The sequence below is a fragment of the Thiohalophilus sp. genome, assembly GCF_046483665.1.
Classification (GTDB): domain Bacteria; phylum Pseudomonadota; class Gammaproteobacteria; order UBA6429; family Thiohalophilaceae; genus Thiohalophilus.
Genome location: NZ_JAWOCR010000014.1, coordinates 1 through 26,093, shown reverse-complemented (window position 1 = coordinate 26,093; position 26,093 = coordinate 1). Strand labels below are relative to the sequence as shown.

24 protein-coding genes and 1 pseudogene are annotated in these 26,093 nt (G+C 56.3%); 13 read left to right on the top strand and 12 right to left on the bottom strand.

What is annotated here, in order from left to right; translation table 11 throughout:
- Positions 1–237: 237 nt before the first annotated feature.
- The 11 genes and pseudogenes from fis to cutA all read right to left on the bottom strand — a co-directional run bounded on the left by fis (position 238) and on the right by cutA (position 10,742).
- Complete coding sequence (gene fis / locus R6U90_RS03980; RefSeq protein ID WP_410351370.1) at positions 238–531, bottom strand: DNA-binding transcriptional regulator Fis; 294 nt, start codon at positions 529–531, stop codon at positions 238–240.
- Positions 528–1,514, bottom strand: coding sequence for a tRNA dihydrouridine synthase DusB (dusB, locus tag R6U90_RS03975; RefSeq protein WP_410351369.1), 987 nt, complete (start codon positions 1,512–1,514; stop codon positions 528–530). Before dusB ends, fis begins: the two co-directional genes overlap by 4 nt.
- A 162-nt stretch (positions 1,515–1,676) precedes the next feature.
- On the bottom strand, positions 1,677–2,822 hold the full coding sequence (locus R6U90_RS03970) for a DUF3426 domain-containing protein (protein ID WP_410351386.1): 1,146 nt from the start codon (positions 2,820–2,822) through the stop codon (positions 1,677–1,679).
- 534 nt (positions 2,823–3,356) lie between these two features.
- Positions 3,357–3,455 (bottom strand): annotated as a pseudogene (locus R6U90_RS03965) (MJ0042-type zinc finger domain-containing protein); the annotation flags it as partial.
- Positions 3,456–3,537: 82 nt separating this feature from the next.
- Complete coding sequence (prmA, locus tag R6U90_RS03960; protein WP_410351368.1) at positions 3,538–4,437, bottom strand: 50S ribosomal protein L11 methyltransferase; 900 nt, start codon at positions 4,435–4,437, stop codon at positions 3,538–3,540.
- 105 nt (positions 4,438–4,542) lie between these two features.
- Positions 4,543–5,886 carry an acetyl-CoA carboxylase biotin carboxylase subunit gene (gene accC / locus R6U90_RS03955; protein ID WP_410351367.1) on the bottom strand — a complete coding sequence of 448 codons (1,344 nt, stop codon included), beginning with the start codon at positions 5,884–5,886 and terminating at the stop codon, positions 4,543–4,545.
- 65 nt (positions 5,887–5,951) lie between these two features.
- Positions 5,952–6,407 (bottom strand): acetyl-CoA carboxylase biotin carboxyl carrier protein, encoded by a 456-nt coding sequence (gene accB / locus R6U90_RS03950; protein ID WP_410351366.1) that lies wholly within the window; start codon positions 6,405–6,407, stop codon positions 5,952–5,954.
- Positions 6,408–6,436: 29 nt separating this feature from the next.
- Positions 6,437–6,880, bottom strand: coding sequence for a type II 3-dehydroquinate dehydratase (aroQ, locus tag R6U90_RS03945; RefSeq protein ID WP_410351365.1), 444 nt, complete (start codon positions 6,878–6,880; stop codon positions 6,437–6,439).
- Between the two features lie 676 nt (positions 6,881–7,556).
- Positions 7,557–8,114: a TlpA family protein disulfide reductase gene (locus R6U90_RS03940; RefSeq protein WP_410351364.1), complete on the bottom strand. Its 558-nt coding sequence runs from the start codon at positions 8,112–8,114 to the stop codon at positions 7,557–7,559.
- A gap of 73 nt (positions 8,115–8,187) precedes the next feature.
- Entirely contained in the window at positions 8,188–10,413 is a 2,226-nt protein-coding gene (locus R6U90_RS03935) for a protein-disulfide reductase DsbD (protein ID WP_410351385.1), read from the bottom strand.
- 5 nt (positions 10,414–10,418) lie between these two features.
- Positions 10,419–10,742, bottom strand: a complete 324-nt coding sequence (gene cutA / locus R6U90_RS03930) for a divalent-cation tolerance protein CutA (protein ID WP_410351363.1) — start codon at positions 10,740–10,742, stop codon at positions 10,419–10,421.
- A gap of 91 nt (positions 10,743–10,833) precedes the next feature.
- Here cutA and R6U90_RS03925 point away from each other — a divergent pair, with 91 nt between their 5' ends.
- The 12 genes from R6U90_RS03925 to R6U90_RS03870 all read left to right on the top strand — a co-directional run bounded on the left by R6U90_RS03925 (position 10,834) and on the right by R6U90_RS03870 (position 24,393).
- Positions 10,834–11,277 (top strand): FxsA family protein, encoded by a 444-nt coding sequence (locus tag R6U90_RS03925; protein WP_410351362.1) that lies wholly within the window; start codon positions 10,834–10,836, stop codon positions 11,275–11,277.
- A gap of 186 nt (positions 11,278–11,463) precedes the next feature.
- Positions 11,464–11,754, top strand: a complete 291-nt coding sequence (gene groES / locus R6U90_RS03920) for a co-chaperone GroES (protein WP_410351361.1) — start codon at positions 11,464–11,466, stop codon at positions 11,752–11,754.
- Between the two features lie 62 nt (positions 11,755–11,816).
- On the top strand, positions 11,817–13,475 hold the full coding sequence (gene groL, locus R6U90_RS03915) for a chaperonin GroEL (RefSeq protein WP_410351360.1): 1,659 nt from the start codon (positions 11,817–11,819) through the stop codon (positions 13,473–13,475).
- 396 nt (positions 13,476–13,871) lie between these two features.
- On the top strand, positions 13,872–16,781 hold the full coding sequence (glnE, locus tag R6U90_RS03910; RefSeq protein WP_410351359.1) for a bifunctional [glutamate--ammonia ligase]-adenylyl-L-tyrosine phosphorylase/[glutamate--ammonia-ligase] adenylyltransferase: 2,910 nt from the start codon (positions 13,872–13,874) through the stop codon (positions 16,779–16,781).
- Between the two features lie 314 nt (positions 16,782–17,095).
- Positions 17,096–18,019 carry a branched-chain amino acid transaminase gene (locus tag R6U90_RS03905; protein ID WP_410351358.1) on the top strand — a complete coding sequence of 308 codons (924 nt, stop codon included), beginning with the start codon at positions 17,096–17,098 and terminating at the stop codon, positions 18,017–18,019.
- Between the two features lie 81 nt (positions 18,020–18,100).
- Complete coding sequence (locus R6U90_RS03900; RefSeq protein ID WP_410351384.1) at positions 18,101–18,295, top strand: zinc-finger domain-containing protein; 195 nt, start codon at positions 18,101–18,103, stop codon at positions 18,293–18,295.
- Positions 18,296–18,304: 9 nt separating this feature from the next.
- On the top strand, positions 18,305–19,744 hold the full coding sequence (gene hldE, locus R6U90_RS03895) for a bifunctional D-glycero-beta-D-manno-heptose-7-phosphate kinase/D-glycero-beta-D-manno-heptose 1-phosphate adenylyltransferase HldE (protein ID WP_410351357.1): 1,440 nt from the start codon (positions 18,305–18,307) through the stop codon (positions 19,742–19,744).
- Positions 19,741–20,694, top strand: coding sequence for an ADP-glyceromanno-heptose 6-epimerase (rfaD, locus tag R6U90_RS03890; protein ID WP_410351356.1), 954 nt, complete (start codon positions 19,741–19,743; stop codon positions 20,692–20,694). The genes hldE and rfaD overlap by 4 nt, the downstream gene beginning before the upstream one ends.
- Before the next feature lie 12 nt (positions 20,695–20,706).
- Positions 20,707–21,720, top strand: coding sequence for a lipopolysaccharide heptosyltransferase II (gene waaF / locus R6U90_RS03885; protein ID WP_410351355.1), 1,014 nt, complete (start codon positions 20,707–20,709; stop codon positions 21,718–21,720).
- A gap of 1 nt (position 21,721) precedes the next feature.
- Positions 21,722–22,495, top strand: a complete 774-nt coding sequence (locus tag R6U90_RS03880; protein ID WP_410351354.1) for a glycosyltransferase family 2 protein — start codon at positions 21,722–21,724, stop codon at positions 22,493–22,495.
- Entirely contained in the window at positions 22,485–23,288 is an 804-nt protein-coding gene (locus R6U90_RS03875) for an O-methyltransferase (protein WP_410351353.1), read from the top strand. The genes R6U90_RS03880 and R6U90_RS03875 overlap by 11 nt, the downstream gene beginning before the upstream one ends.
- A complete protein-coding gene (locus tag R6U90_RS03870) occupies positions 23,272–24,393 on the top strand; it encodes a glycosyltransferase family 4 protein (RefSeq protein ID WP_410351352.1) in 1,122 nt (373 codons plus the stop codon). The genes R6U90_RS03875 and R6U90_RS03870 overlap by 17 nt, the downstream gene beginning before the upstream one ends.
- Here the strand turns inward: R6U90_RS03870 and R6U90_RS03865 are convergent.
- Positions 24,390–25,433, bottom strand: coding sequence for a glycosyltransferase family 9 protein (locus R6U90_RS03865; RefSeq protein WP_410351351.1), 1,044 nt, complete (start codon positions 25,431–25,433; stop codon positions 24,390–24,392). The genes R6U90_RS03870 and R6U90_RS03865 overlap by 4 nt on opposite strands.
- 75 nt (positions 25,434–25,508) lie before the next feature.
- Between R6U90_RS03865 and R6U90_RS03860 the strand changes: the two genes are divergently transcribed.
- Positions 25,509–26,093 (top strand): 3-deoxy-D-manno-octulosonic acid kinase (locus R6U90_RS03860; RefSeq protein WP_410351350.1); only part of this gene is annotated, 585 nt, incomplete at its 3' end.

Sequence of the window (26,093 nt, the reverse complement as noted above, 5' to 3'; positions counted from 1 at the left end):
AATTCGGCCACGGGATCGCCGTGGCCGGGATTGTGTTGACATGTTTATAGACTCGGCAGAGTGTTTAACATGCTACGTTGTTATCGGGCCAATGCTTTAACTACCGATGACACCGAACCCACCTGAATATGATTGGCCAGGCAATTAATACGTCGTTTCAGTGAATTCGGTGCTCTCGGTGGTTCTGTTGTCCGGCCCTGTTCGGTCGATCGAGATACGCTTAGCCGTTGCCACTGTTTATTCGTGTAACCCGTATTGCTTGAGCTTTTTGCGCAGGGTCCCCCGGTTGATGCCGAGCATTTCTGAAGCCTTGCTCTGATTACCGCCGGTGTGATTGAGTACGGCGCGAAACAGCGGCTCCTCCAGTTCGGCGAGCGCCATTTTATACAGGTCATTGGTCGGATGGCCTTCCAGCTGACGGAAATAGTTCTCCATCGCATCCGCAACACAATCCCGCAGAGGTTTCTGGGACGAGTCGAAAGTGTTGTTATCGATCACCACAGCGTTTTCCATAGCCACTGCTTCACTCATGCGGCAAGTTCCTCCCGATTAATTAAATGTTCAAAAAATTCATAAGTCATATCCAGCTGTTGCTCCACGCTGTCGACGCGATTCACCGCCTGACGAAAGGCCGCGCCATGAGACTGTCCCTTGCTATACCAGCTGATATGTTTGCGGGCCACACGGACACCGGTATGTTCGCCATAAAAGGCATACAGGTTTTTAAGGTGACCGACCAGGATATCGCGGATGGTTTCCGCGGATGGTTCCGGCAGCAACTCGCCGGTTTGTAAATAATGCTCGATTTCGCCAAAGATCCAGGGACGACCCTGGGCGGCGCGGCCAATCATGACCGCGTCGGCGCCGGTATGGCGCAGCACGAATTCGGCTTTTTGCGGCGTGCTGATGTCGCCGTTAGCGATGACCGGAATCCTGATTCGCGATTTGACCTCGGCAATGGTGTCGTACTCCGCCTCGCCATGATACTGATCGGCCCGGGTGCGACCGTGGATGGCCAGCGCCTGGATGCCGGCGTCCTCGGCGATGCGGGCAATCAACGGTGCGTTTCTGTGTTCGCTGTCCCAGCCGGTGCGGATCTTCAGGGTCACGGGCACTTCTACGGCGTCGACTACGGCTTTGAGAATGCCTTCGACCAGCGACTCGTGCTGTAACAGGGCCGAACCGGCCATGACGTTGCACACCTTCTTGGCCGGGCAGCCCATGTTGATGTCGATGATCTGGGCCCCCTGGTCAACATTGTGACGCGCGGCCTCGGCCATCATTTGCGGATCGGCCCCGGCAATCTGCACCGCCCTGGGCTCGATTTCGCCGTCGTGACTGGCGCGCCGCGCGGTCTTTTTGCTGCCCCACAGCAGGGAATTGGACGAAACCATTTCGGACACGGCCATGCCGGCGCCCAGTTGTTTGCACAACTGGCGAAACGGCAGATCGGTCACACCCGCCATGGGTGCAAGGATCAACGGATTGTTGAGCTGATAAGGGCCGATACGCATAGTGATGTCTTCAGGCTGACTCGTCCCCGCGGCACGAGGCGGATTATCATACCCGTTCGGGTGCACAGGATAAAGCAGGAAAAGCGGCCCGCAGGCCTTGCGATCCGGGCAAAGCTGATCTACACGCCCTGCCGGATTAAGGTGCTGTGCGAGAGTCGCCAGTTACTGGAAATCGAATTCGAAATTAACCGCATCGCTGCCCGGGTCCGCCACCTCGAGTTTGATCTGCAAGGGTGTTTCCGGTTGCATCTGCATAAACGGTGAATGGCGCTCGCCCAGATAATCGGCCGGCGTAAAACGGCGCTGGGCCACCCGGTTGCCGGATAAATCAAACAACTTGACCCGCACGGTGGGATAGGCCTGGGCCACATTGGCTTCGTTGACCAGGGTGGCACTGATCAACAGGGCGTCATCCTGATTGGGATGGGCGCGCACGTCGCGGTTGAGCAGACGAATATGGTCGGTGTCCCGATACGCCGTAAAGCGACAGGGCAATTGCTGGCAGAACTGTTCCAGCCAGGGCTGGCTCTGCGGCACATAGCGGATTACATCCAGTGGCCGGAACAGGGCCAGCTGGCCGAGCAGGAGCGCCAGCAATAGCAGGAGCAACAATCCGCCGCCGAGGGTGGCCAGCCAGCTGCGCGGTTTCGGCGGTTCGATCGCCAGCGAATCGCGCAGGCGCAGCGGCACCGGTTCCGCCTCCGCCTCCTCGTCCGTCGTCGGGGACAGCTCCGTGGTGTCTGTCCACTCGTCGCGGTCCGGTTCATCGATCCGGCCGGTTTCCCGGTCTGTGAAGTCCTCATCGAAGGCCAGCGACATGGGGTCTTGCTGCGGTTCGGTGGTGACCGGGCCGGTTTCCTCCGTCGTTTCAGAGGCGCTCGAAGCCGGTGCCTCGTCGTCGGCAGACGGTTCACGCTGCAGATCGTCAAACAGACTGTCTATGGCTTCGCCCAGTTCATCCTGTTCCGGCGGTGGCGGTTCATCCGGCAAAGCCAGAGATCCCGGCAGTTCGGTATCGGGGTTATCGATGCCCAGTGACAACTGCTGGTCCATCTCCGCCAGGATGTCATCCAGCTCTCTGTCCGAGAGCATCTCATCGGTGAAGTCGTTATATCTATAACGTGAATCGTCGAAAACAGATGTCGCGTCGGCGTCTTCCGGTTCGCTTCCGTGAGCCGGGTTCCCAGAAGACCCGGTGGAAGGGGCTGTCTTCATCTCCTCCCGATCCGGCATCGGGATTTCGAGGGTTTGCGGTTCCTGTTCGGTCTCGCCAGAGCGCTTCTGTTCGGAAGCGGAGGCTTCTGGCATAGCGTCTGTCCCGGACGGAATCTCCGCAGGGGTCCCGGCGGGTTCAGCCGTGGTCGCAGGCAAAACGGACCCGGTTTCGGGCGCGGGCGTGTCGTCGGGTGGCTCCGTTGCCCGGGTTTCGTTCCCGGGATCGGTATCGTGATGTGATTCGCTGGAGGCGTTTGCTTGCCTCGCTCCCGCAGGCCCCGGGGTTTCGACGGTTTGCGGTTCCGGTTTGGTCTCGAGGGGCGGCTTTTGTTCACCCGCAGAGGCTTTTGGCACAGCGTCTGAATCGAACGGAACCTCTGTCGTGGTCCCGGAGAGCCCTGCGTATGCCCCCGCTTTGGGCTGTGTTTCGGTCGCTACGGGATCGGTAGCTTCATCGTGGCCTGGCGGCGGGGAAGGCGCTTCGCTCTGCGGGGCACGGAACAGATCAATATGATCTGTTTGCTCTCGATCTTCGGTGGAGGCCTCCGGGGCAGGCTGCGGGGTAGTGGAGGAGGTCGATGAGCTCTGACCGGGCAGAGGCTGCAAATGCTGTTTGGCATTGAAGACGGTTTTGCATTTGCCGCAACGCACCTTGCCCTGCGCTACCGCCAGCTGAGCTTCGGTGATCCGGAAACAGGTGCGGCAGGCAGGACAACACGTTAGCATTGCGGTCCTGGCTGTTTTTGGAAGGCGGCGTGAATCATGCCGGTGATCATATCACGCCAGATCAGTTTCCAGGTGCCAGGTCCTAGTATCTGGCCCCTGGCCCCTGGTTCCTGGTCCCTGTGAGACAGACCCATTCCTCAATCTGACGATAGAGCTGCATGTCGAAAAACGGCTGATAGGCGGCGATGACATCATCCATCTGGGTGTCGAGTATCCCGGCCAGGACGATGTTGCCGCCCGGCTCGACGTGTTCGGCCAGTTGCGGCGCCAGGCTGATCAGGGGACCGGCCAGAATGTTGGCCAGTAGCAGGGGGACCCGAACTTCGTGCGGCATGGCGTCGGGCAGGTGCAGAGCGACATTTTCCGCGATCCCGTTTTTACGCAGGTTCTCGGCCGTGGCCAGCAGAGCCTGGGAATCGTTGTCTACGCCCCACAGCTGACGGGCCCCGAGTTTGCCGGCGGCGATGGCCAGAATGCCCGATCCGCAGCCATAGTCGATGACGTTCTGATCCTGCGGCGGATGTTCATCCAGCCATTCCAGGCACAGTCGCGTGGTGGGGTGGGTGCCGGTACCAAAAGCCAGCCCCGGATCGAGCAGAATATTCACGGCTTCGGGAGCCGGCGGGGTATAGCCGCCGGGGACGATCCAGACCCGTTGCCCAAACTGCATCGGTTGGAAATGATCCATCCAGGCGCGCACCCAGTTCTGATCTTCCAGCGGTTCGGCTTTCCAGTCTCTCACCGGTTCACCTGCTCGCGTATTGATCTGATCGATAATGGCCTGTGGATCCCGATCGGCGCTGAACAGGCCAATTACCCGGGTTTGTTCCCAGATCGGCGTACTGCCCGGCGCCGGCTCCAGCAACGGCTGATCAGCCGCATCCTGTAATGTCACCGATGCGGCGCCGGCCGCTTCCAGCGCATCACTGAGCGCGTCGACCTGTTCCGCCCGGGCGGGGATGATGAGTTGTAACCAGGACATAAAATAACAGGGCCGAGTTACGAGGGACGAGTAACGAGGACAAGCCGGTTATTTTTCCTCGTCACTCGTAACTCGCCCCTCGGCACTGAAAAATTGTTGAGTGAACTACCGTTCACTCAACAGTTTTTCAAGATAGTGAATGTTGGTCCCGCCGGCCCGGAAGTTTGCGTCACGAATCAGTTCCTGATGAAGGGACACGTTGGTTTTGATGCCTTCGATTACGATTTCGCTGAGAGCGATACGCATGCGCGCCAGGGCAGTGTCGCGCTCTTCACCATGGGCGATCAGCTTGCAGATCATCGAATCGTAATAGGGTGGTACCCGGTAACCGTTATAGATATGGGTATCGACACGGATACCCGGTCCACCCGGTGCATGATAGGAGGTGATGGTGCCCGGCGAGGGGATGAACTTGTCCGGATCTTCGGCGTTGATACGGCATTCGATCGAGTGGCCGCGAATTTCGATCTCTTTCTGGGTATAACGCAGTTTTTCGCCCGAAGCGATCAGTAACTGTTCGCGAACGATGTCCACGCCGGTGACCATTTCGGTCACCGGATGTTCTACCTGTACACGGGTATTCATTTCAATGAAATAGAACTCGCCGTCCTGATACAGGAACTCGAAAGTGCCCGCGCCACGGTAGCCGATCTCCCGGCAGGCATCGGCGCAGCGTTCGCCGATCTTCTTGCGCATCTTTTCGGTGATGCCGGGCGCGGGAGCCTCTTCGATCACTTTCTGGTGACGGCGCTGCATGGAGCAATCGCGCTCACCCAGATGAATGGCGTTGCCGTGTTCATCAGCGAGTACCTGGAACTCGATATGCCGCGGGTTTTCCAGGAATTTTTCCATGTAGACCATGTCGTTGCCGAACGACGAGCCGGCTTCGGCCCGGGTCATGGAAATGGCATTCAGCAAGGCCGCTTCGGAGTGGACCACGCGCATACCACGCCCGCCGCCCCCGCCGGCGGCCTTGATGATGATCGGATAACCGATCTCCCGGGCAAGGCGGATATTGGTTTCTTCATCACTGCCCAGCGGACCATCGGAACCGGGTACACACGGTACGCCGGTTTTTTGCATCGCCTTGATGGCCTGAACTTTATCACCCATCATGCGAATAGTGTCGGGCCGCGGACCGATAAAGATAAACCCGCTTTCCATTACCCGCTCGGCGAAGTCTGCGTTTTCCGACAAAAAGCCATAACCGGGGTGAATGGCCATCGAATCGGTGACTTCGGCGGCGCTGATCACGGCGGGAATGTTCAGATAACTTTCGGTGGAGGAAGCCGGACCGATACAGACCGATTCATCAGCCAGACGGACGTGCTTCAGATCACGATCAGCATCGGAATGGACCGCCACGGTTTTGATACCCAGCTCGCGGCAGGCGCGCAGTATGCGCAGCGCAATCTCTCCACGGTTGGCAATCAGGACTTTTTCTATCATCGTTTACACAATCTGGTTGATGCCCAAAAGGCGAAGTGGAGGGCCGCCGGTGGCAGCCGGTGTTGTTAGCCGATGACAAACAGCGGTTCGTCGTATTCCACCGGCTGTCCATTTTCCACCAGGACAGCCTTGATGGTGCCGCTCTTGTCCGCTTCGATCTGGTTGAGCAGTTTCATGGCCTCGATGATACACAGGGTATCACCGGCGTTGACCTGCTGACCGACTTCGACGAACGGGCTGGCGCCGGGTGACGGGGCCCGGTAAAAGGTGCCAACCATAGGAGATTTGACCACGTGCCCTTCGGGCAATTTGGCCTCGTCACTTTCTGCTGCGGGAGGTGTCGGGGCCGGGCCGGGCGCTACCGCCGGAGCCGGTTGCGGCGGTGGTGCCTGCATCATCATTGCAGTGTTGGGACCGCTGCGGCTGATGCGTACCGACTCTTCACCTTCCTTGATCTCGATTTCGGCAATGCCGGACTCTTCAAGCAGTTCGATCAGTTTTTTGACTTTGCGAATATCCATAACAGTAATGCCTTGAAAGGGTTATCAGGTTAATTGTTCTGCAGGGTATGCAGCGCCGACTGCAATGCCAGCGTATACCCGTACGCCCCCAGCCCGCTGATCACACCGCTGGCCAGTTCCGAAAAATAGGAATGATGACGGAATTCCTCGCGTGCATGGATGTTGGAAAGATGCACTTCGATAAACGGGATTTTCACCGCCGCCAGTGCGTCGCGCAGTGCTACGCTGGTATGGGTAAAGGCGGCGGGATTGATGATAATCCAGTCCACGCCCTCGCTGGCCGCCTGCTGCACGCGGGAAACCAGTTCGTGCTCGGCGTTGCTCTGCAGGCTGGATAAGTTATGTCCGGCTTCGCTGGCAATTCGGCCCAGATCCTGATCAATTTCGGCCAGCGTGGCCGCGCCATAATGTTCCGGCTCGCGTGTGCCGAGCAGGTTCAGGTTGGGTCCGTGCAATACCAGTATCTGGGCCATAGAGTGTCTATTATTGCTTGTTGCGTTGCGCGGGCCGTTTGAGTCGATTTACTATGATTACAAATCTGAACAGATCGAAGCAAGATCGACGCTAGTTTGGCGCAGTTTATTTGTCCGGCTTAATAAGGAATTCTGCCTCAAAATAAAAGGTTTGTCCAGAATCCCGGATTTACCCGCCAGTTCGGAGCAAATACTAGCAAGATTCACACCAGAGCGGTTTGAACCCGATCACAGCTCCGCCCCTCGGCCTTGCGGCCTCTCGGGAGGGGCGAGGGACGAGTGACGAGGAAGAGCGTTAACCACGAAGACACGAAGGCACGAAGAAAGCACAATGAAAATAGCTATTCTTCAGGGGGCACCATTCAGTTGAGCGGGGTGGGTGGGAGCGCCTTTCAGGCGCGATTGCCTGCGGTCGCGGTCGAAGCCCGCTTCCACAGGGATGTCTGTGTGCCGGGCAAGGGTTCACCGAACTCACTGAAAAATCGGTCTGTTTATTCGGTGCTTTGCGGTGTTATCGGTGGTTTATCATTCGGGGGGAATTCCCGGTGTTAATAACCCGAGAGCGCAGAAATTAAAAACAGTCCGCCGCTGTGACATTCAATTTTCTTCGTGTCTTCGTGTCTTCGTGGTAAATGTTTTCCCTCGTCACTCGTCCCTCGTCACTCGGCCCTCTTGTTTAAAGGAGTGGTTTGATCATCGCTTCGGCGTCTTCGAAGGTCAGTTCGTTGCGATGGGTTTCGGTGATTTTGCCGTCGCGATCGACGATGACGGTGTAGGGCAACACGCCCATGCGGTTGCCGTACTCTTTGGAGAGGGCGATACCGTCCTTGTCACCGATCAGGATCGGGTAGTTGACGCCCATGGGGTCGACGAAGTCGCTGGCGTTTTGTTTGGTATCGATGGCGATACCGACGATGGTAAAGCCCTGCTCGGCGTATTTTTCCTGCAATTCGATAAAGGCGGGAATCTCGCGGCGACAGGGCGGGCACCAGGTGGCCCAGAAGTTGACCATCACGACTTCCCCGTCCCATTCGCTGACGTGGCGCAAATCGCCCTGCAGATCCTGCAGACCGAAATCGGGACGGATTTCAGGCGGGCCGGCGGAATCCTTTCCGGTCTGGGCTGTGGCTGTTTCTGGTTTCGGGTCGTCAAACAGCTGGTTGGCGTACATGCCGGCCAGCAGACTGATGACCGCCACAACGATGATCAATGCGATGAAGACTGAACGTTTCATACGGCTGTTCCGTTCGTTAATGGTTGAATGAATTAATCCGGTATCCGGCCCGCCCTGGTGGCGGGCCTGTCATCTAGAAGGACATCATGTTCAGATGGTTATGAAACTCATCGGCGTTCATGGCGCCGACCAGGCGCCGGCCATGGCGTTCCTCGCCATCGGGGCCGAAGAACAGGATCGCCGGCGGGGCAACGAGACCGAAATTGCGCAGTAGCGCCTTGTCCTTGGCGTCGTTATCCGTCACGTCCGCCTTGAGCAGGACGAAGTTATCCAGCCGCTCGATGACCCGTTGATCAGTGAACACGTATTTCTCGTAATCCTTGCAGTAGATACACCAGTCGGCGTAGAAGTCGAGCATCACCGGCTTACCGGCGGCTTTGGCCTGGGCCAGCTGGTTTTCGAAATCCTCGACGGTCTTGATCATTTCGAATTCCAGTTTCTGTTGCTGCGCGGCGCCGCCACCCATGCCGCCTGCAAAGACGCCATGCAGCGGCCGGAATTTGTCGTTGCTGCCGGCGCTGGCGCCGATCACCAGCAGGATGCCGTAGACCAGCACGATAATCCCCAGCCCCTTCCAGAGTCGGTGCCAGCCGGAGGTGTCGGCCGGCAGCGGTTCCAGGGCCTTCATGTAGATGCCCGAGATAATCAGCAGCGCTGCCCACAGCCACAGGGCGACAAAGTCGGGGATGATCCGCTCCAGCATCCAGATGGCCACGGCCAGCAGCATCACGCCGAAGATCGCCTTGACCGCATCCATCCAGCCGCCGGCACGGGGCAGCAATTTGCCCGCCGAGGTGCCGATGGCGATCAGTGGCAGTCCCATGCCCAGACTCAGGGCGAACAGTGCCATGCCGCCGAGGACCGCATCGCCTGTCTGGCCGATGTAGATCAATGCGCCGGCCAGCGGCGCGGCAACGCAGGGGCCGACAATCAGCGCAGAGAGAAAGCCCATCACGGCCACGCCGGTGAGGCTGCCGCCCTTCTGGCGGTTACTGACCTCGGAGAGTTTGCCCTGGAGGGCGGCGGGCATCTGCAGCTCGTAAAAGCCGAACATGGAGAGCGACAGCAGCACGAAAATGGCTGCGAAGCTGCCCAGGATCCAGGGGTTCTGGAAGGCGGCCTGCAGGTTCTCTCCGAGCATCCCGGCAATCACCCCGGCGACGGTGTAGGTGAGGGCCATGGCCAGCACGTACACGGTGGACATGGTAAAGGCGCGCCGGGTAGTGATCCTGTCGCCCTGGCCGATGATGATACTGGAGAGGATCGGAATCATCGGGAACACGCAGGGGGTGAAGGCCAGCAGCAGGCCGAGGCCGAAGAAGGTCAGGATAACCAGTATCCCGCCGGTTTCCAGGGAAGCGGCGATGGTGTCCTGCTCGGATACGACCTGTTGTTCCTCGGCCTGTCCGGCCGGCTCGGGGTCATCGGCCATGGCGAACTGGTCGGTGGCGGCCAGTTTGACGGTTTCGCTCTTGTGAATCGGGGGATAACAGATACCGGTTTTCTCGGCACAGCCCTGGTAGACAAACGCCAGTTCAACCTCGCCGGACTCGCCCCGGGTCCGCTGCAGGGGAATATCGACAGTCAGAGTCTGTTCGCCTTCGAAGACCCGTATTTTGCCGAAAAATTCATCCTCTTTTTCCTTGCCTTCAGGCAGCTCGACATCGCCCACCCGGGCGTCGCCCTGCTTGACGGAAAATTCGAATTTGTCGCGATACAGATAATGGTCGGCGGCAATCTGCCAGGTGGCCCGCAGCGTATTGGCATCGACCACCTCGGTACTGAAGGCAAAGGCATCGTCGGGATCCAGCACCTCGTCGTCACCCTGACCGAGGCCCAGATCGTCATTAAGATCCTTGAGGCTTCGCTTGTCGTCACTGCGCCCCTGGCCGGCCTCGGCGCTCAGGGCCGTGGTCTGACGATGGGGGGGGTAGCAGACACCGGCATCGGCACAGCCCTGGGAATGAGCCGTCAGCTCGAAATCGCCGCTGCCGGATTCGATCGGGATGGTGATTTCCACGCTGCCGCGCAAGGTTTCCACCTTGCCAAAGAACTCGTCATCCTTGACTTTGCCTTCGGGGATGTCGGGTTCTCCCAACTCGATATCGGGGTTGTCCGCCTCAAAGCGGATCTTGCCGCGATACAGATAATAATTGTCAGCCACATCCCAGCGGGCCTGGATCTCGCCATCGGTGACCTCGGCCTGGAAGGCGAACGCCTTGTCCGGTTCCAGCAGTTCTTCTTCAGCTGCAACGGGGAAAACAAACAGAAATAGCAGGGTGGCAAACAGTTTTTTCATCATTATTATTCCAGTGCGTTATCAATCCACTGCAGGTAATCCTGCAGTCCTCCATCCAGAGAGACCCTGAGAATTTCCGGAAGTTCATACGGGTGGTGCTGCCGCAGGGTCTTTTCCAGCTGGTCGTAGCGGTCCCGCCGGGTTTTGATGATCAGCAGCACCTCGCCGTCGCGCTCGACCTTGCCCTGCCATTCATAGACCGATTCGAGTCCGGGCACGATATTGACGCAGGCTGCCAGTCTTCCCGCCACCAGCCGGTCGGCCAGTTGTCGTGCGATCTCGGTATCGGGGCAGGTGCACAGCACCAGGCATTGGGAAAGCTCGCTCATGCCGTGCAAGATACCAGCCCGGTGCACAGCTGGCAAAGCATCAAGCTGTTACAATAGTATCGTATACCCATGCTGATAAAGGACGCCGCCGTTGTTCCGTTTATTCCTGCTCTTGTTTATCGCGATCCCGCTGATTGAAATTTATTTTTTGATCCAGATCGGCGAGGTGATTGGCGCCTGGCCGACCATTTTGCTGGTGGTACTGACTGCCGTCATCGGGGTAGGCCTGCTGCGCTGGCAGGGTTTTTCTACCCTGATGCGCTTTCAGTCGGAGCTGGCCCGGGGTCAGGTGCCCGCTATGCCACTGTTGGAGGGGCTGGTGCTGGTAGTGGCGGGCGCGCTGCTGCTGACCCCGGGTTTTGTCACTGACGCGGGAGGCTTCATTTTACTGGTGCCGCCCCTGCGCCAGGGGCTGATTCGCTGGGCCATCCAGCGGGGCGTCATTCGCACCGGTCCGCCGGGCAGGGGTCCCAAAGAGCCCGGTAGCGGACCGCGCACCATTGAAGGCGAACTTCAGCATCGGGATGACGACTGAGCCTTGAATTTTCCCACTAACGCCCCATCAAGAAACTGGTCTTGACAGTCTGGCCGTGACCGCTATTATTAGCACTCGTCGACGCCGAGTGCTAAAAGGCCGACTGAAATTCCCGCCCGGACAGGGTTCTGTTCGGGCTAACTGTTTGAAATACAAGAAATCAATAACTTTCAGGAGACATTGAGAATGAAAATCCGTCCTTTGCATGACCGCGTGATTATTCGTCGCATGGAAGAAGAACGTACCACGGCCGGCGGTATCGTCATTCCCGATTCAGCTACCGAAAAGCCAAGCCAGGGCGAAGTCGTCGCCGTGGGCAATGGCAAGATGCTGGATAACGGCGAGGTCCGCGCACTGGATGTCAAAGTGGGTGACAAGGTGCTGTTCGGCAAATATGCCGGTAACGAGGTCAAGGTTGATGACGAGGAACTGCTCGTCATGCGTGAAGAAGACATTATGGGTGTGGTTGAAAGCTGATTCAGCTTTTCAATCCGTCAAACGCGTAGCTTATCTATATTAAGAGATAGTGAGGAAAGAACATGAGTGCAAAAGAATTGAAATTTGGTGACGACGCCCGTCATAAAATGCTGAAAGGCGTGAACACCCTGGCCAATGCCGTCAAGGTTACCCTGGGCCCCAAAGGCCGCAATGTCGTGCTCGAGAAGAGCTTCGGCGCGCCGACCATTACCAAGGACGGCGTTTCCGTGGCCAAGGAGATCGAGCTGACTGACAAGTTCGAAAACATGGGCGCGCAGATGGTCAAGGAAGTCTCTTCCCAGACCTCCGACGTCGCCGGTGACGGTACCACCACCGCGACCGTGCTGGCCCAGTCTATCCTGACCGAAGGTATGAAGGCTGTGGCTGCCGGTATGAACCCGATGGATCTCAAGCGCGGCATCGACCAGGGTACTACCGCGGCTGTCGAGCAGCTGAAGAAACTCTCCAAACCTTGTGCCGATGACAATGCCATCGCCCAGGTGGGAACGATTTCCGCCAACTCCGATCAGGAAGTCGGTGGCATTATCGCCCAGGCTATGGATAAGGTCGGCAAGGAAGGCGTTATCACTGTCGAAGAAGGCACGGGTCTGGAGAACGAACTGGACGTGGTTGAGGGTATGCAGTTCGATCGCGGTTACCTCTCGCCCTACTTCGTTAACAATCAGCAGAACATGAGCGCCGAACTGGAAGAGCCGTATATCTTGCTGCACGACAAGAAGATTTCCAACATCCGCGAACTGCTGCCGGTTCTGGAAGGTGTTGCCAAAGCCGGCAAGCCGCTGCTGATCGTTGCCGAAGACATCGAAGGTGAAGCCCTGGCCACGCTGGTAATCAATAACATGCGCGGTATCGTCAAGGTTGCCGCCGTCAAGGCCCCCGGCTTTGGTGAGCGTCGCAAGGCCATGCTGCAGGACATCGCCGTTCTGACCGGTGGTACTGTGATTTCCGAAGAAGTCGGTCTGCAGCTGGAAAAAGCCACCGTTGAAGATCTGGGTCAGGCCAAGAAGGTTGTTGTGTCCAAGGAAGAAACCACTGTTATTGACGGTGCCGGTCCGCAGCACGACATCGAAGGCCGGGTCAGCCAGATTCGCGCCCAGATCGAAGAAGCTTCTTCCGATTATGACAAGGAAAAACTGCAGGAACGCGTGGCCAAGCTGGCCGGTGGTGTTGCGGTTATCAAGGTCGGTGCCGCTACCGAAATGGAAATGAAAGAGAAAAAAGCCCGTGTGGAAGACGCCCTGCATGCCACCCGTGCCGCGGTGGAAGAAGGCGTGGTCCCCGGTGGTGGTGTCGCCCTGTTGCGCGCCCGTACCGGTATTGACGACCTGAAGGGTGAAAATCACGATCAGGACGTTGGCATCAACATCCTGCGGCGTGCCATGGAAGAACCGTTGCGTCAGATCGTGACCAACACCGGTGAAGAAGCTTCCGTGGTCTGCAACAAGGTGGAAGAAGGCAAGGGTAACTACGGTTACAACGCCGCCACCGGTGAATACGGTGACATGATCAAGATGGGTATTCTGGACCCGACCAAGGTAACCCGTACTGCGCTGCAGAACGCCGCCTCGGTCTCCGGCCTGATGATCACCACTGAAGCCATGATCGCTGATAAGCCTGACGAAGACCAGGGCGCCGGCGGCGCTGGTGGTATGGGCGATATGGGTATGGGTGGCATGGGCGGTATGGGCGGCATGATGTAAGCCCGACTGCCTTAACCCAGGCGCAACAAAAAGCCCCGCCAGCAATGGCGGGGCTTTTTTTTGAGAAGAAAAATTAACGCAGAGGGTCGCTCCCGGCTTCCTGCCTCCCACGACACTTGTACATCCCTGTACATCGCGCAACAAAGGCGCGGAGAACCGCAGAGAATGATTTTATTATTTGCGCGTTCGGTTTGGCGGAACATGCGAATAGTTCTGGCTAATATGGTTCGACAGAGATAAGTCAGTACCCTTGTTATTAGCACCAGTCCGTTTTTTAAAATACTTATCTTTGCGTCCTCTGCGCCTTTGCGCCTCTGCGTTAAAAATATTTATATCCCGGCTGGTTGTGGCAGAAGATGGTTTTGGTCATAGTATCCGGCACACCCTTCAGGCTTTTTGATTATGAGTAGCAACGTCGATCAGGTTATTTCACAGTTACCCGGACCGCTGGCCGATCAGGTCACACACTGGTGGGCAGAGTTTGCCCGGCAGTCGGGTGATACCGCGCTGGAGACGTCGGCCGCCGAATCGTTGCCGACGGTCTGGGCGGCGAGTGAGTATGTGGCGCGTCAGTGTCTGCGTTATCCCGATGATTTTTTTGCCATGCAGTCGCGATTACTGCAGCCGGCCGACCGCGAGCAATTCAACGTGCAATGGCAGTCAGTGATCGCCCCGGTGGAGAATGAGGCGGAGCTGATGCATGTGCTGCGTCGGTTTCGTCAGCGCGAGATGGTGCGCATTCTGTGGCGAGACCTCGCGGGCCGGGCCGAGCTGGAGGAGACCTGCCGGGATCTGACCTGGCTGGCGGAAACCTGTATTGATGGCGCATTGAACTGGTTATACCCGCGCTTTTGCGATCAATATGGCACGCCCTGTTATGAAGACGGTTCCCCCATGAACCTGGTGGTGCTGGGTATGGGCAAGCTGGGAGCATGGGAGCTGAATGTCTCCTCGGATATCGATCTCATCTTTACCTTTGCCGAGGAAGGCGAGACCCGCGGTGAAGGACGAACCCTCAGCCACGGCGAGTTTTTTATCAAACTCGGGCAGAAGCTGATCGCGGTGCTGGATCAACAGACACCGGAAGGATTTGTGTTCCGGGTCGATATGCGCCTGCGGCCCTTCGGCGATGGCGGCCCGCTGGTGACCAGCTTTGATGCACTGGAGACTTACTATCAGGCTCACGGCCGTGAGTGGGAACGCTATGCCATGATCAAGGCACGCGTGGTGGCCGGCGATCAGACGGCCGGCAAGGAACTGATGAACATGCTGCATCCATTCGTCTATCGCCGTTATCTCGATTACGGCGCCTACGAATCCCTGCGCGACATGAAAGTCATGATCGCCAAGCAGGTCAAACGCAAGGGACTGGAGCAGAATGTAAAACTCGGGCTGGGCGGCATTCGCGAGATCGAGTTTATTGCTCAGGTGTTTCAGTTGATCCGTGGCGGCCGGGATCCGGCCTTGCAGGAACGGCGAGTGCTCATGGTGTTGCCCCTGCTGCAGGAGATGGACGTCCTGCCCGAGTTTGTGGTCCGGGAGCTGGAAGCCGGTTACCGCTTCCTGCGCGACGTAGAGCACCGCCTGCAGGGCGTGCTGGATCAGCAGACCCATGATTTGCCCGAGGAAGAATACCCGCGCCTGCGACTGGCCTGGAGCATGGGCTTCGACAACTGGCAATCGTTTTACGGCGAGCTGGAATATCATCGCCAGCATGTACATAACCATTTCGAGCAGGTATTCGAAGCGCCACAGAACGTTGAGGAAGAAAATGAAAACATCTTCTACGATCTGTGGCATACCAACCTGGATGACGAGCAGGCCGCCCACGCTCTGGAAGAGGCCGGTTACCAGAAGCCCGCCGCGATTCTGTCACGAGTCACCGATCTACAGGGTGGCCGGCTTTACCAGTCGCTGAGTACCAACGGCAAAAGCCGGCTGGATCGACTGATGCCATTACTGATCGGGGCCGCCGCGCAGGCGGACGATCCCGATACGACCTTCGAGCGGGTGCTGGAAATCGTGCGTACCATCGCCCGGCGCAGTGTCTACCTGGCCCTGCTGGTGGAAAATCCGCTGGTGCTTTCGCAGCTGGTCAAGCTGTGTCAGGCCAGTCCCTGGTTGTCCCGTTATCTGTCCCGTTATCCGCTGCTGCTTGATGAGTTGATGGACGTGCGCAGTCTCTATGCCCCACCGGCCAAAACCGATCTGGCGGCGGAACTGGCTGGCGAGATGGCCATGATCGAACCCGACGATCACGAGCAGGCCATGGAAGCGCTGCGTCACTTCAAACACACCAACGTGCTGCGAGTGGTGGCGGCGGATATCTCGGACGTGTTGCCGTTGATGAAAGTGAGTGATCACCTCTCCTGGATTGCCGAGGTCATTCTCGAAGAGGCCCTGAACCAGGCCTGGCGGCATCTGGGCGAGCGCCATGGACAGCCAGTTGGGAGCCGGGAAAGCGGCGAGCTGGGTTTTGCGGTAATTGCCTACGGCAAGCTGGGCGGATTTGAACTGGGCTACGGCTCGGATCTGGATCTGGTTTTCCTGCACGCCAGCGAAGATCAGAACGAGATGACTGACGGCCCCCGACCACTGGCGGTGCCGGTGTTCTACGCCCGGCTCGGCCAGCGACTGATCCATATCCTCACTACCCAGACTCCGGCCGGCGTACTCTACGAGGCGGATCTGCGCCTGCGCCCCGACGGCGCCTCGGGCATGCTGGTGAGCAATCTCATCTCCTTCGAAGGCTATCAACTCAACAAAGCCTGGTTGTGGGAACATCAGGCCCTGGTGCGGGCGCGCGGTGTGGCCGGCGATCACGACATCATCGAACGTTTTGGTCAGGTGCGACAGACTGTCCTCGGACGGGAACGGGAGCTGGAGGGACTGCGTTCCGAAGTCATCAAGATGCGCCAGCGCATGCGCACCGAGCTGGCCAGAAAAGCGCCCGGCTGCGTGGACCTGAAACAGGGCGAAGGCGGCATGGTGGATATCGAATTTATCGTCCAGTATTTCGTTCTCGGATACGCCCACCAGTATCCCGCGCTGCTGACCTGGACCGACAATATTCGTCTTCTCGACACCCTGGCCCAGACCGGGCTGCTGGCGGAGCCCGACACCGAACAGCTCAAGGACGCCTACCGCGCCTACCGCGGCCAGGCCCACCGCATGGCCCTGCAGGAACAGAAGGCCCTGGCGCCCGAAGGGGAGTTCGATGAGCATCTGGTGCTGGTGAAACGGATCTGGGATCAGGTGCTGGGCCCTGCCCCTGTCGGGGAGGGACGAGGGGCGAGGGACGAGTGACGAGGTTTTATATCCCCTCCCCCTAACCCCCTCCCTGTGGGAGGGGGAAGTGAGTAGGCCGGACAAAGCGCAGCGGTGTCCGGCATCCCGAAAAATGCCCGATACCGCTTCGCTATATCGGGCCTACCGGATCGGGCCGACAATATCCGCATTCTCCGATACCTTGGCGGACGCTGGGCTACTCGAGGCCTTTTCTCGTCCCTCGTCACTCGTACCTCGTCCCTTTTCTAGAACGACAACGCCACCGATTTCGCATAGAATAGCCCCCTTTATACCCATTTTTATCTGATTCGGATTTTAAGGAGTGGCGTGGTATGTCGATGGCCGAGCGTGACGGTGTCATCTGGTTCGATGGTGAAATGGTGCCCTGGCGCGAGGCGCAGGTGCATGTGCTGACCCATACGCTGCATTACGGCATGGGGGTCTTCGAGGGGCTGCGCGCCTACAAGGCGGAGCAGGGCACGGCCATTTTCCGCCTCCAGGAGCATACTGATCGGCTGTTTCGCTCTGCGCACATTCTCGATATGAAGATTCGTTTCGACAAGGACACTCTCAACGCCGCTCAGCTGGCGGTAGTGCGCGAGAATGGCCTGGAATCGGCCTATATTCGTCCGATGTGTTTCTACGGGGCCGAGGGCATGGGCCTGCGCGCCGATAATCTGCAGGTGCACACCATTGTCGCTGCCTGGGAGTGGGGCTCCTACCTGGGCGCCGAGGGGATGGAGAAGGGCATTCGCATCCGCACTTCCTCCTTCACCCGCCATCATGTCAATGTCACCATGTGCCGGGCCAAGGCCAACGGCAACTATATGAATTCGATGATGGCGCTGCAGGAAGCGGTGCGCGACGGCTATGACGAGGCCCTGCTGCTGGACGTGGACGGCTTCGTGGCCGAGGGCAGCGGCGAGAACTTCTTCCTGGTGCGCAACGGCGTGATCTACACCCCCGAGCTGACCTCGGCGCTGGAGGGGATCACCCGTGATACGTTGCTGCACCTGGCGCGGGATCTGGGCTACGAGGTGCGCGAAAAGCGCATCACCCGTGACGAGGTGTACGTGGCTGACGAGGCCTTCTTCACCGGCAGTGCCGCCGAGGTGACCCCTATCCGTGAACTGGACGGTCGGCCCATCGGCTCGGGCGTGCGCGGTCCGGTCACCGAGCAGTTGCAGAGCCACTATTTTGATCTGGTCCACGGCCGTGTCGACAAGTACACGGACTGGCTGGCCTACGTAAAATAAAATAATAATCTGCACAGCAGGCAACAGGAGGCAAAGGCAGTGAACCAGAAGTCGACCCCCAAATCGGGCCAGAACTCACCGGTGGCCCGCAAACCGGTGCAGGCCAATGCGGCCAGTCGCTACGAAGTGACCCGCGCGGAACTGCCACTGCACTGCCCGATGGATGACATGACCCTGTGGAACTCCCATCCCCGGGTCTATCTGCCCATCGAGGAGCAGGGTGGCGAAGCCAAGTGCCCTTATTGCGGCGCGGTCTACATACTCAAGGATCTGTGAACGCCGCTGATGAAACTGCAACTTCCCCAGTTTGAACAGGCCCGGGTGCTGGTGATCGGCGATCTGATGCTGGATCGCTACTGGCACGGCGATACCTCGCGCATCTCGCCGGAGGCGCCGGTGCCGGTAGTGCGGGTCGGCGAAGCCGAGGAGCGCGCTGGCGGCGCTGGTAACGTGGCGCTGAATATCGCCGCGCTGGGCGCCGGCGCCCGGGTTATGGGCCTGACCGGCGACGATGAAGCCTGCAATGCGCTGGACGACATTCTCACCACCGCCGGGGTGGAATGTCGCTTCAGCAAGCTGGCCGGCTGTGCCACGGTCACCAAGCTGCGCGTATTGAGCCGGCATCAGCAGTTGATTCGGCTCGACTTCGAAGACGGTTTCGAAAGTTATCAATCCGAGGATCTGCTGCGCCAGTTCGAACAACAGCTCGACGGCATGGGCGCGGTGATTCTCTCCGATTACGGCAAGGGCACGCTGCGCGAGGCACGCGCTTTCATCCGGGCGGCACGCAAACAACGGATCCCGGTACTGGTCGATCCCAAGGGCAGTGATTTCGAGCGCTATCGCGGCGCCACCCTGATCACCCCCAACCTCAGCGAATTCGAAGCGGTGGTCGGCCATTGCCGCAATGACGAAGAGGTGGTGAGCAAGGGCGTGGCCCTGATCGCCGAGTACGATCTGGATGCCCTGCTGGTGACCCGCAGCGAACGGGGTATGACCCTGCTGCACCGCGACAGGGAGCCGCTGCACATGCCCACCCACGCGCGCGAGGTGTTCGATGTCACCGGCGCCGGCGATACGGTCATCTCGGTACTGGGCGCGGCGATTGCCGCCGGCGAGGATCTGGCCCACGCCACGGCGTGGTCGAACCTGGGCGCCGGTGTCGTGGTCGGCAAGCTCGGTACCGCCACGGTGAATATCGACGAGCTGCGTCGCGCCGCCCGTGCCCAGCACGAGATCGAAACCGGCGTGGTCGACGAGGATCTGCTGGTGCGGCTGGTCAGGGATGCCCGCGATCATGGCGAGACCGTGGTGATGACCAACGGCTGTTTCGATATCCTGCATCCGGGTCACGTGCTTTATCTGCAGCAGGCGCGCAAGCTCGGCGATCGGCTGGTGGTGGCGGTCAACGATGACGCCTCGGTCAGGCGGCTCAAGGGCGAGTCACGCCCCATCAATACCGTCGAGCGGCGCATGGCCGTGTTATCGGCGCTCGAATGTGTCGACTGGGTGGCGCCCTTCAGCGAAGACACCCCCGAAAGACTGATCTGCCGCGTCCTGCCGGATCGGCTGGTCAAGGGCGGGGATTACAAAATCGAGGAAGTTGTCGGTGGACGCTGTGTAGTGGATAACGGCGGCAAGGTGGAAGTGCTTGAGTTTATCGAAGGTCATTCCACTACCGATATCATTAAAAACATCACAGGCAAACAGAAGGCGGAATCATGATTATTGTCACCGGCGGTGCCGGTTTTATCGGCAGCAATATCGTCAAGGCACTCAACGACCGCGGCGAGTCGGACATTATCGTGGTGGACAACCTGACTAATGGTGTCAAGTTCAAGAACATAGCCGATTGCGAGATCGCCGATTACCTGGACAAGCAGGAATTCATCGCCCGCATCAAGGCCGGCGATAGCTTCGCCAAAAAGGTCAAAGCCATTTTCCATGAAGGCGCCTGTTCCAGCACCACCGAGTGGGACGGCAAGTTCATGATGGAAAACAACTACGACTATTCCAGGGCGTTATTGCATTACTGCCTGGAGCGCCAGATTCCTTATTTATATGCCTCGTCCGCCTCGGTCTACGGTTCCGGCAGTGTATTCAAAGAGCGTCGCGAATACGAGCAGCCGATCAACATGTATGCCTATTCCAAGTTCCAGTTCGATCAGTACGTGCGCCGCCATTTGCCCGATGCCAAAAGCCAGGTGGTGGGCTTTCGTTATTTCAATGTCTATGGCCCGCGCGAACAACACAAGGGCAGCATGTCCAGCGTGGCGTTTCATGTTAACAATCAGATCATGGAAAACGGCAAGGCTAAATTGTTCGAAGGCTGCGACGGTTACGGCAACGGCGAACAGCGCCGTGACTTTGTGTATGTCGGCGATGCGGTGGATGTGAATCTCTGGTTCATGGATAACCCGGATAAATCCGGTATCTTCAACCTGGGTACCGGGCGCAGCCAGACCTTCAAGGACGTGGCCGAGGCGGTCATTGCCTATCACGGCAAGGGCGAGATCGAATACATTCCCTTCCCGGAACATCTCAAGGGCCGTTATCAGAGCTTTACCGAGGCGGACATCGCGGCCCTGCGCGAGGTCGGTTACGACGCGCCTTTCAAAACGGTCGAACAGGGCGTGGCCGATTACATGCGGTGGTTGCACCGCGACAGCCAGTAATCACGGCGATCGGTGAGCGACACTTCTCCTTCTGAGCGTATTCTGGTGATCGGCCCGGCCTGGGTCGGCGACATGGTCATGGCTCAGAGCCTGTTTATGACTCTCAAGCAGCAGCGCGGTAATCCCATCATTGATGTGGTCGCACCCGGCTGGTCGCTACCGCTGCTGGCACGCATGTCCGAAGTCCATGAAGGAATTCCCCTGCCCGTGCAACACGGCGAACTGGGGCTGGGCAAGCGTCGGGCACTCGGCCATGCCCTGCGCCGGCAGCGTTATGATCAGGCCATCGTCCTGCCGCGTTCCTACAAGGCGGCACTGGTTCCGTGGTTCGCCCGCATCCCCCGGCGCACCGGTTACCGGGGCGAGATGCGTTACGGCCTCATCAACGATATCCGTCCACTGGACAAAGATGTGCTGTACCGGACCGTAGAGCGTTTCGTTGCCCTGGGGCTGGACGGCGAGGTGAATACCGCGCCACCAATACCGCAACCCCATCTGGCGGTCGATTCGCACAACCAGCAGATCTGCCTGGAGAAACTGGGCCTGACCACCGACAAACCGATCATCGCCATGATGCCGGGCGCCGAATACGGCCCGGCCAAGCGCTGGCCGACGGCATATTATGCCGAGCTGGCGCGCCGGCTGGTTGAGCACGGTAAACAGGTCTGGGTGTTCGGCTCCCACAAGGAAGCGTCACTGGGCGAGGCGATCGCGGGAGTGCCGGGGATTGAGAACCTGTGCGGCAAGACCGAACTGGTGGATGTGGTGGATCTGCTCGCTTTGTGCGAGCATGCCGTGACCAATGACTCGGGACTGATGCACGTGGCGGCGGCCAGCGGCGCTCGTATTATCGCCATCTATGGTTCATCGGATCCAAACTACACGCCACCGTTGACGGATAAAGCGCAGATCATCTATCAGAATCTGGATTGCAGCCCCTGTTTCGAGCGCGAATGTCCACTGGGGCATACCAATTGTCTGAACGAAATTAAACCCGAAAGAATTCTAGATTATATGGAACTGTAATATGGAGATCACCGCGACCATCATAACGCTGAACGAGGAAGAAAATATCCGTGACTGTATTCTGTCGGTACAGAAGGTGTGCGATGAAGTGATTGTAGTCGACTCGCTCAGTCAGGATAAAACCGTGGAGATTGCAGAGAGCATGGGGGCAACGGTATATAAGCAGTCCTATCTGGGGGACGGCCCTCAAAAAGCATTTGCCGTACCCAAGGCAAAAAATGACTGGATATTGAGTATCGATGCTGATGAGCGTCTTGAGCCGGATGCGATCGAGGCAATTAAAAAGCTGGATTTGCACAGAAGTCGCCATGGTGCCTATGCGCTAAGGCGACGGAATTATGTCGGCAGGCACTGGATAAAAGCAGCCGGTTTTTATCCAGACTGGGTTGTGCGGTTGTATCACAGGGAAAAAGGGGGCTATCTGCCGAGAAAGGCCCATTCCCGGGTTGAGTCGAAAAATATCCAGCGACTTAATGTGCATATCGAACATTTTACTTACAGAGACTATACCCACTGGGTTGAACGCATCAATCAATTGAGCAGTCGTGATGCATGGGCGAAGTATCAAAAAGGTAAAAAAGTCACACGACTGACACCGGCATTACATGCTACAGGCGCCTTGATCAGGAAATTGATTTTCAAGGGCGGTATTTTTCAGGGACAGGATGGTATCACAGTAGCGGTGACGACCGCGTTTCACGCCTATATGAAATATCTAAAACTGCTTGAGTTATACGAAAAGCAATTAAAACAGGAAAATTCAGATGAGATTTAGTCGCGATGAAAAATGGGTGCTCTCTATAGTTATCTTGTCGCTGGGAATTGTTACATATTTCGCTGTGAAAAATGATAGTTATCATTGGATAGCTATTACATCACTGCTAGGTGTCCTGGTCGTTATTACTCTGGTAATCGGGAACTTTCGTCGTTTGAGAGCAAGAGTCGATGAATTGGGTCGGGATGGCCAGAGTGTTGTTGCGCTGTATAGTATATTGAACCCCGGTATACCGTTACCTGAGCTCGGCGGGTATGCGCTCTCGGCAAATAAGGCTGCGAAATTAATGGAGCTGGCGTTAGATAAAAAGCCGAAGCTTATAGTTGAACTTGGTAGTGGGGTCTCTACATTGGTTTTAGCTTATTGTCTGAAAAAAAACGGTGCCGGAAGAATTGTTTCGTATGACCATGATGAGAATTTTGCAAGGATTACCCGTGAAAATGTCGAAAAACATAATCTATCTGAATATGTAGAAGTGATACATGCTCCTATTGGAGAAGTAGAAATTGGCAATAATAAAGTTAAATGGTACCAGATTGATATTAACAAGATCGATGAGAATATTGATTTTCTGTTTGTTGATGGTCCCCCTCGTAAGACACAAGAAATGGCACGTTATCCTGCTATGAAGTTTTTTGATAATAAATTAGAGTCAGGCGCTATTGTACTTTTAGATGATGCAAATCGTCGTGATGAGATAAAAATTAAAGAACTGTGGATAGAAGAATCAGGTGGCTTGATCCGGGATTATGGTAACTTCAGAGAGGAGATGTTTATTGCAAGAAAAAAATAATAAAAAAATTATTGAATTATGCTTGTCTCCGGACCTTGGTGGTTTGGAGTTGAGTGTTTTTCGCAACGCAAGCGAGCTTGATAAAAAATATGAAGTTTTAGGTGTTATTAACCCTAAAGGAAGACTGAGGGGTTATTTTGAAAATGCCAAATTAGAATATCAGATGCTAACTCCTGGATTTAAATCGCTCCCTATTCTAAATGCAATAAAGTTGGCTAAAATTATCGACTCGCTAGATGTTATGGCAGTGCATGTTCATTGGGGGAAAGATTTGCCTTTAGCTTCTATGGCAAAGGCGCTATCAAAATCAAAGCCACGGCTAGTATCAACCCGGCACATGTCCATAACCAGATATAAAACCGATTTATATCATGATTTCATATATAATCAGATTGATTTGATACTTACAATCACGCGCAAAATGGAGTCTGATGTAAAGAGGTTTATTTCTAGAAAATATTCCAACAAGGTTAAAACTCTTTATCATGGAGTCAGTTCTCCACCGATAGTTGTTGAGCAGGATTATCGGAGAAAGTTACGCAGTGAGTTGGGAATCCCTAATGATGCTTTCCTGGTAGGAATATTTGGTCGAATCAAGCATGAGAAAGGGCAATATCTGTTGATCGATGCCATAAAAAAATTGCACAAAGAAAAGAACGACGTATATGGCTTGATTGTAGGCAACCCCATGGAGAAAGCTTATCTTCATGATCTCAAATCTGAGATAAGCAAGGATAAACTAGACGATCTCATTTATTTTAAAGACTTTGTTGATGATCCTCAGTTATGGATGCAGATCTGCGATGTTGTGGTGCTTGCGTCACATGGTGAGACATTTGGTCTTGTTTTAGTTGAGGCAATGCAGGCTGGAATAGCAGTTATCGGTACGAATGATGGTGGAGTCCCAGAGATTATAGAGCATGAAAAAACAGGATTACTTTTCCAGCCTGGTGATAGCCAAGGTTTGGCAGAAAATATTTTACGTCTTGTTGAAGAACCAGAGTTAAGAGATAAGATAGCCAGGTCGGGTAAAGCCAAGGCAGACGAATTGTTCGATTACTCATCTCATTTTGAGAAACTTGGGCAGTATCTAGAACATAATTAATATTTTCTTAGCTTCTCAAGAAATTCTCTGATTTTGTCTGCAGTATTTCTAATGTTGATCATGCTCATGTCCTGTTCATCTGCATACTCGGGTGGTGAGAATGTCAGCCTATGACCATCATTATTCAATGTTTGCCAGCGTAATGCAGTTGATGAGCGACGTCGTGGATAGAACCCGACAGTTGGTATGTCCAATGCGCCGGCAATATGCAAAGGACCCGTTGAGCCAGCAATAAACAGATCTGCAATGGCGATATGTTTGGCAAAGGCATCAAGCCCCTGGCGAGAAATAAAGATGCTGTGTGAGATATCTTGCATTTGCCGGGAAAGTGTCTCGACCTGCTCCTGTTCTGCTGGCCCACCACTTAACACAAAATGCAAGTCTGGGTCGGTGCTCATGTATCTGATCAGGCTGCCATATTGCTGGAGGTTAAGGTTATTAGCCGAACCACCTGAGCCAGCATGAATAAATACTAGCCTTTTATCGGCAGGAATCGAGTAGGTTGTGATAAATTCATTTTTTATTTTACTGATTTGTTCATCAGGGTAAGTCAGGTAGGGTGGGGAAGGAATGACCGGATTATCAATCCCGAGACTGTGTAAGTAGGCATACGCCAGGTCAAGATTATATTCATACTCGGGTTTGAGAGAACGGGAGCGGCGTTGAGTTACCCGGCGATTATACAAAACTTGTGCAATTTTAGTGGCGGGCGCAAACCGAAAAGGGATTCCAGCGAATAGTGTTGCCAGCGCAATGCGGGTTGTGGAGAACAGGATGATAGCAGCATGGTACTGTTGTCCACGAAGTATCTGGCTCAGCTTGCGCAGTCCATCAATGCCGGATTCCCGCCCTGGGTCAAGTATGATGTGGTCAATCCAAGGACAGGCGGCAGCCATCTCCTGCGTGTATTCCGGTACCAGCGCATGCAGCTCACATTGGTCGAGGTTGGACTTCAATGCAGCGAAAACGGGCAGGCTGAGCATGAAATCGCCAAGCTTGTCATTGCGTACGACTAGAATTTTAGGTTCGCTGACGGGCATATGGGAAGGTGACGGTTGCTGTTTTTATCTATACTATTAATATTACAATAATAAAACAACTCCCTGGAATTCGCGATGAGTCTCGTCAGCCACACATTTGGTCAGACTTCTATTATTTATGATAATGAGATATTCAGTGAATCGAAGGATGTAGTATTTGCTTCCGAAGCCTGGGCGGAGAAAGACGCGATTGTCGGTTTTGCCGAGGGGCGGGGCACCACATTCTTTGTCAATCATTACGAGATGGAACTGGCCTTACGGCATTACCATCGCGGGGGGGTGATCGCGCGCTGGTCCGCCGACCGTTATTTGTGGACCGGTCTCGAATCCAACCGGGCCTGGCGCGAATTGCACCTGTTACAGACTCTGCGCGAACGCAATCTGCCGGTACCCAGACCCATTGCCGCACAGGTCATTCGTCATGGTCTGTTATACACGGCGGACATCATGACCCGGCGTATTCCCGGCGCCAAGCCTGTGGGTCAGCTGTTGGTCAACGAGAGCCTGGACACCGGCCACTGGGTTGTCATGGGGGGTGTGATCCGGCGCTTTCACAGTCAAGGCGTTTATCATGCCGATCTGAATGCCAATAACATCCTGCTTGACGCCGGTGGTCGATTCTATTTAATTGATTTCGATCGCGGTGTCATTCGCACGCCA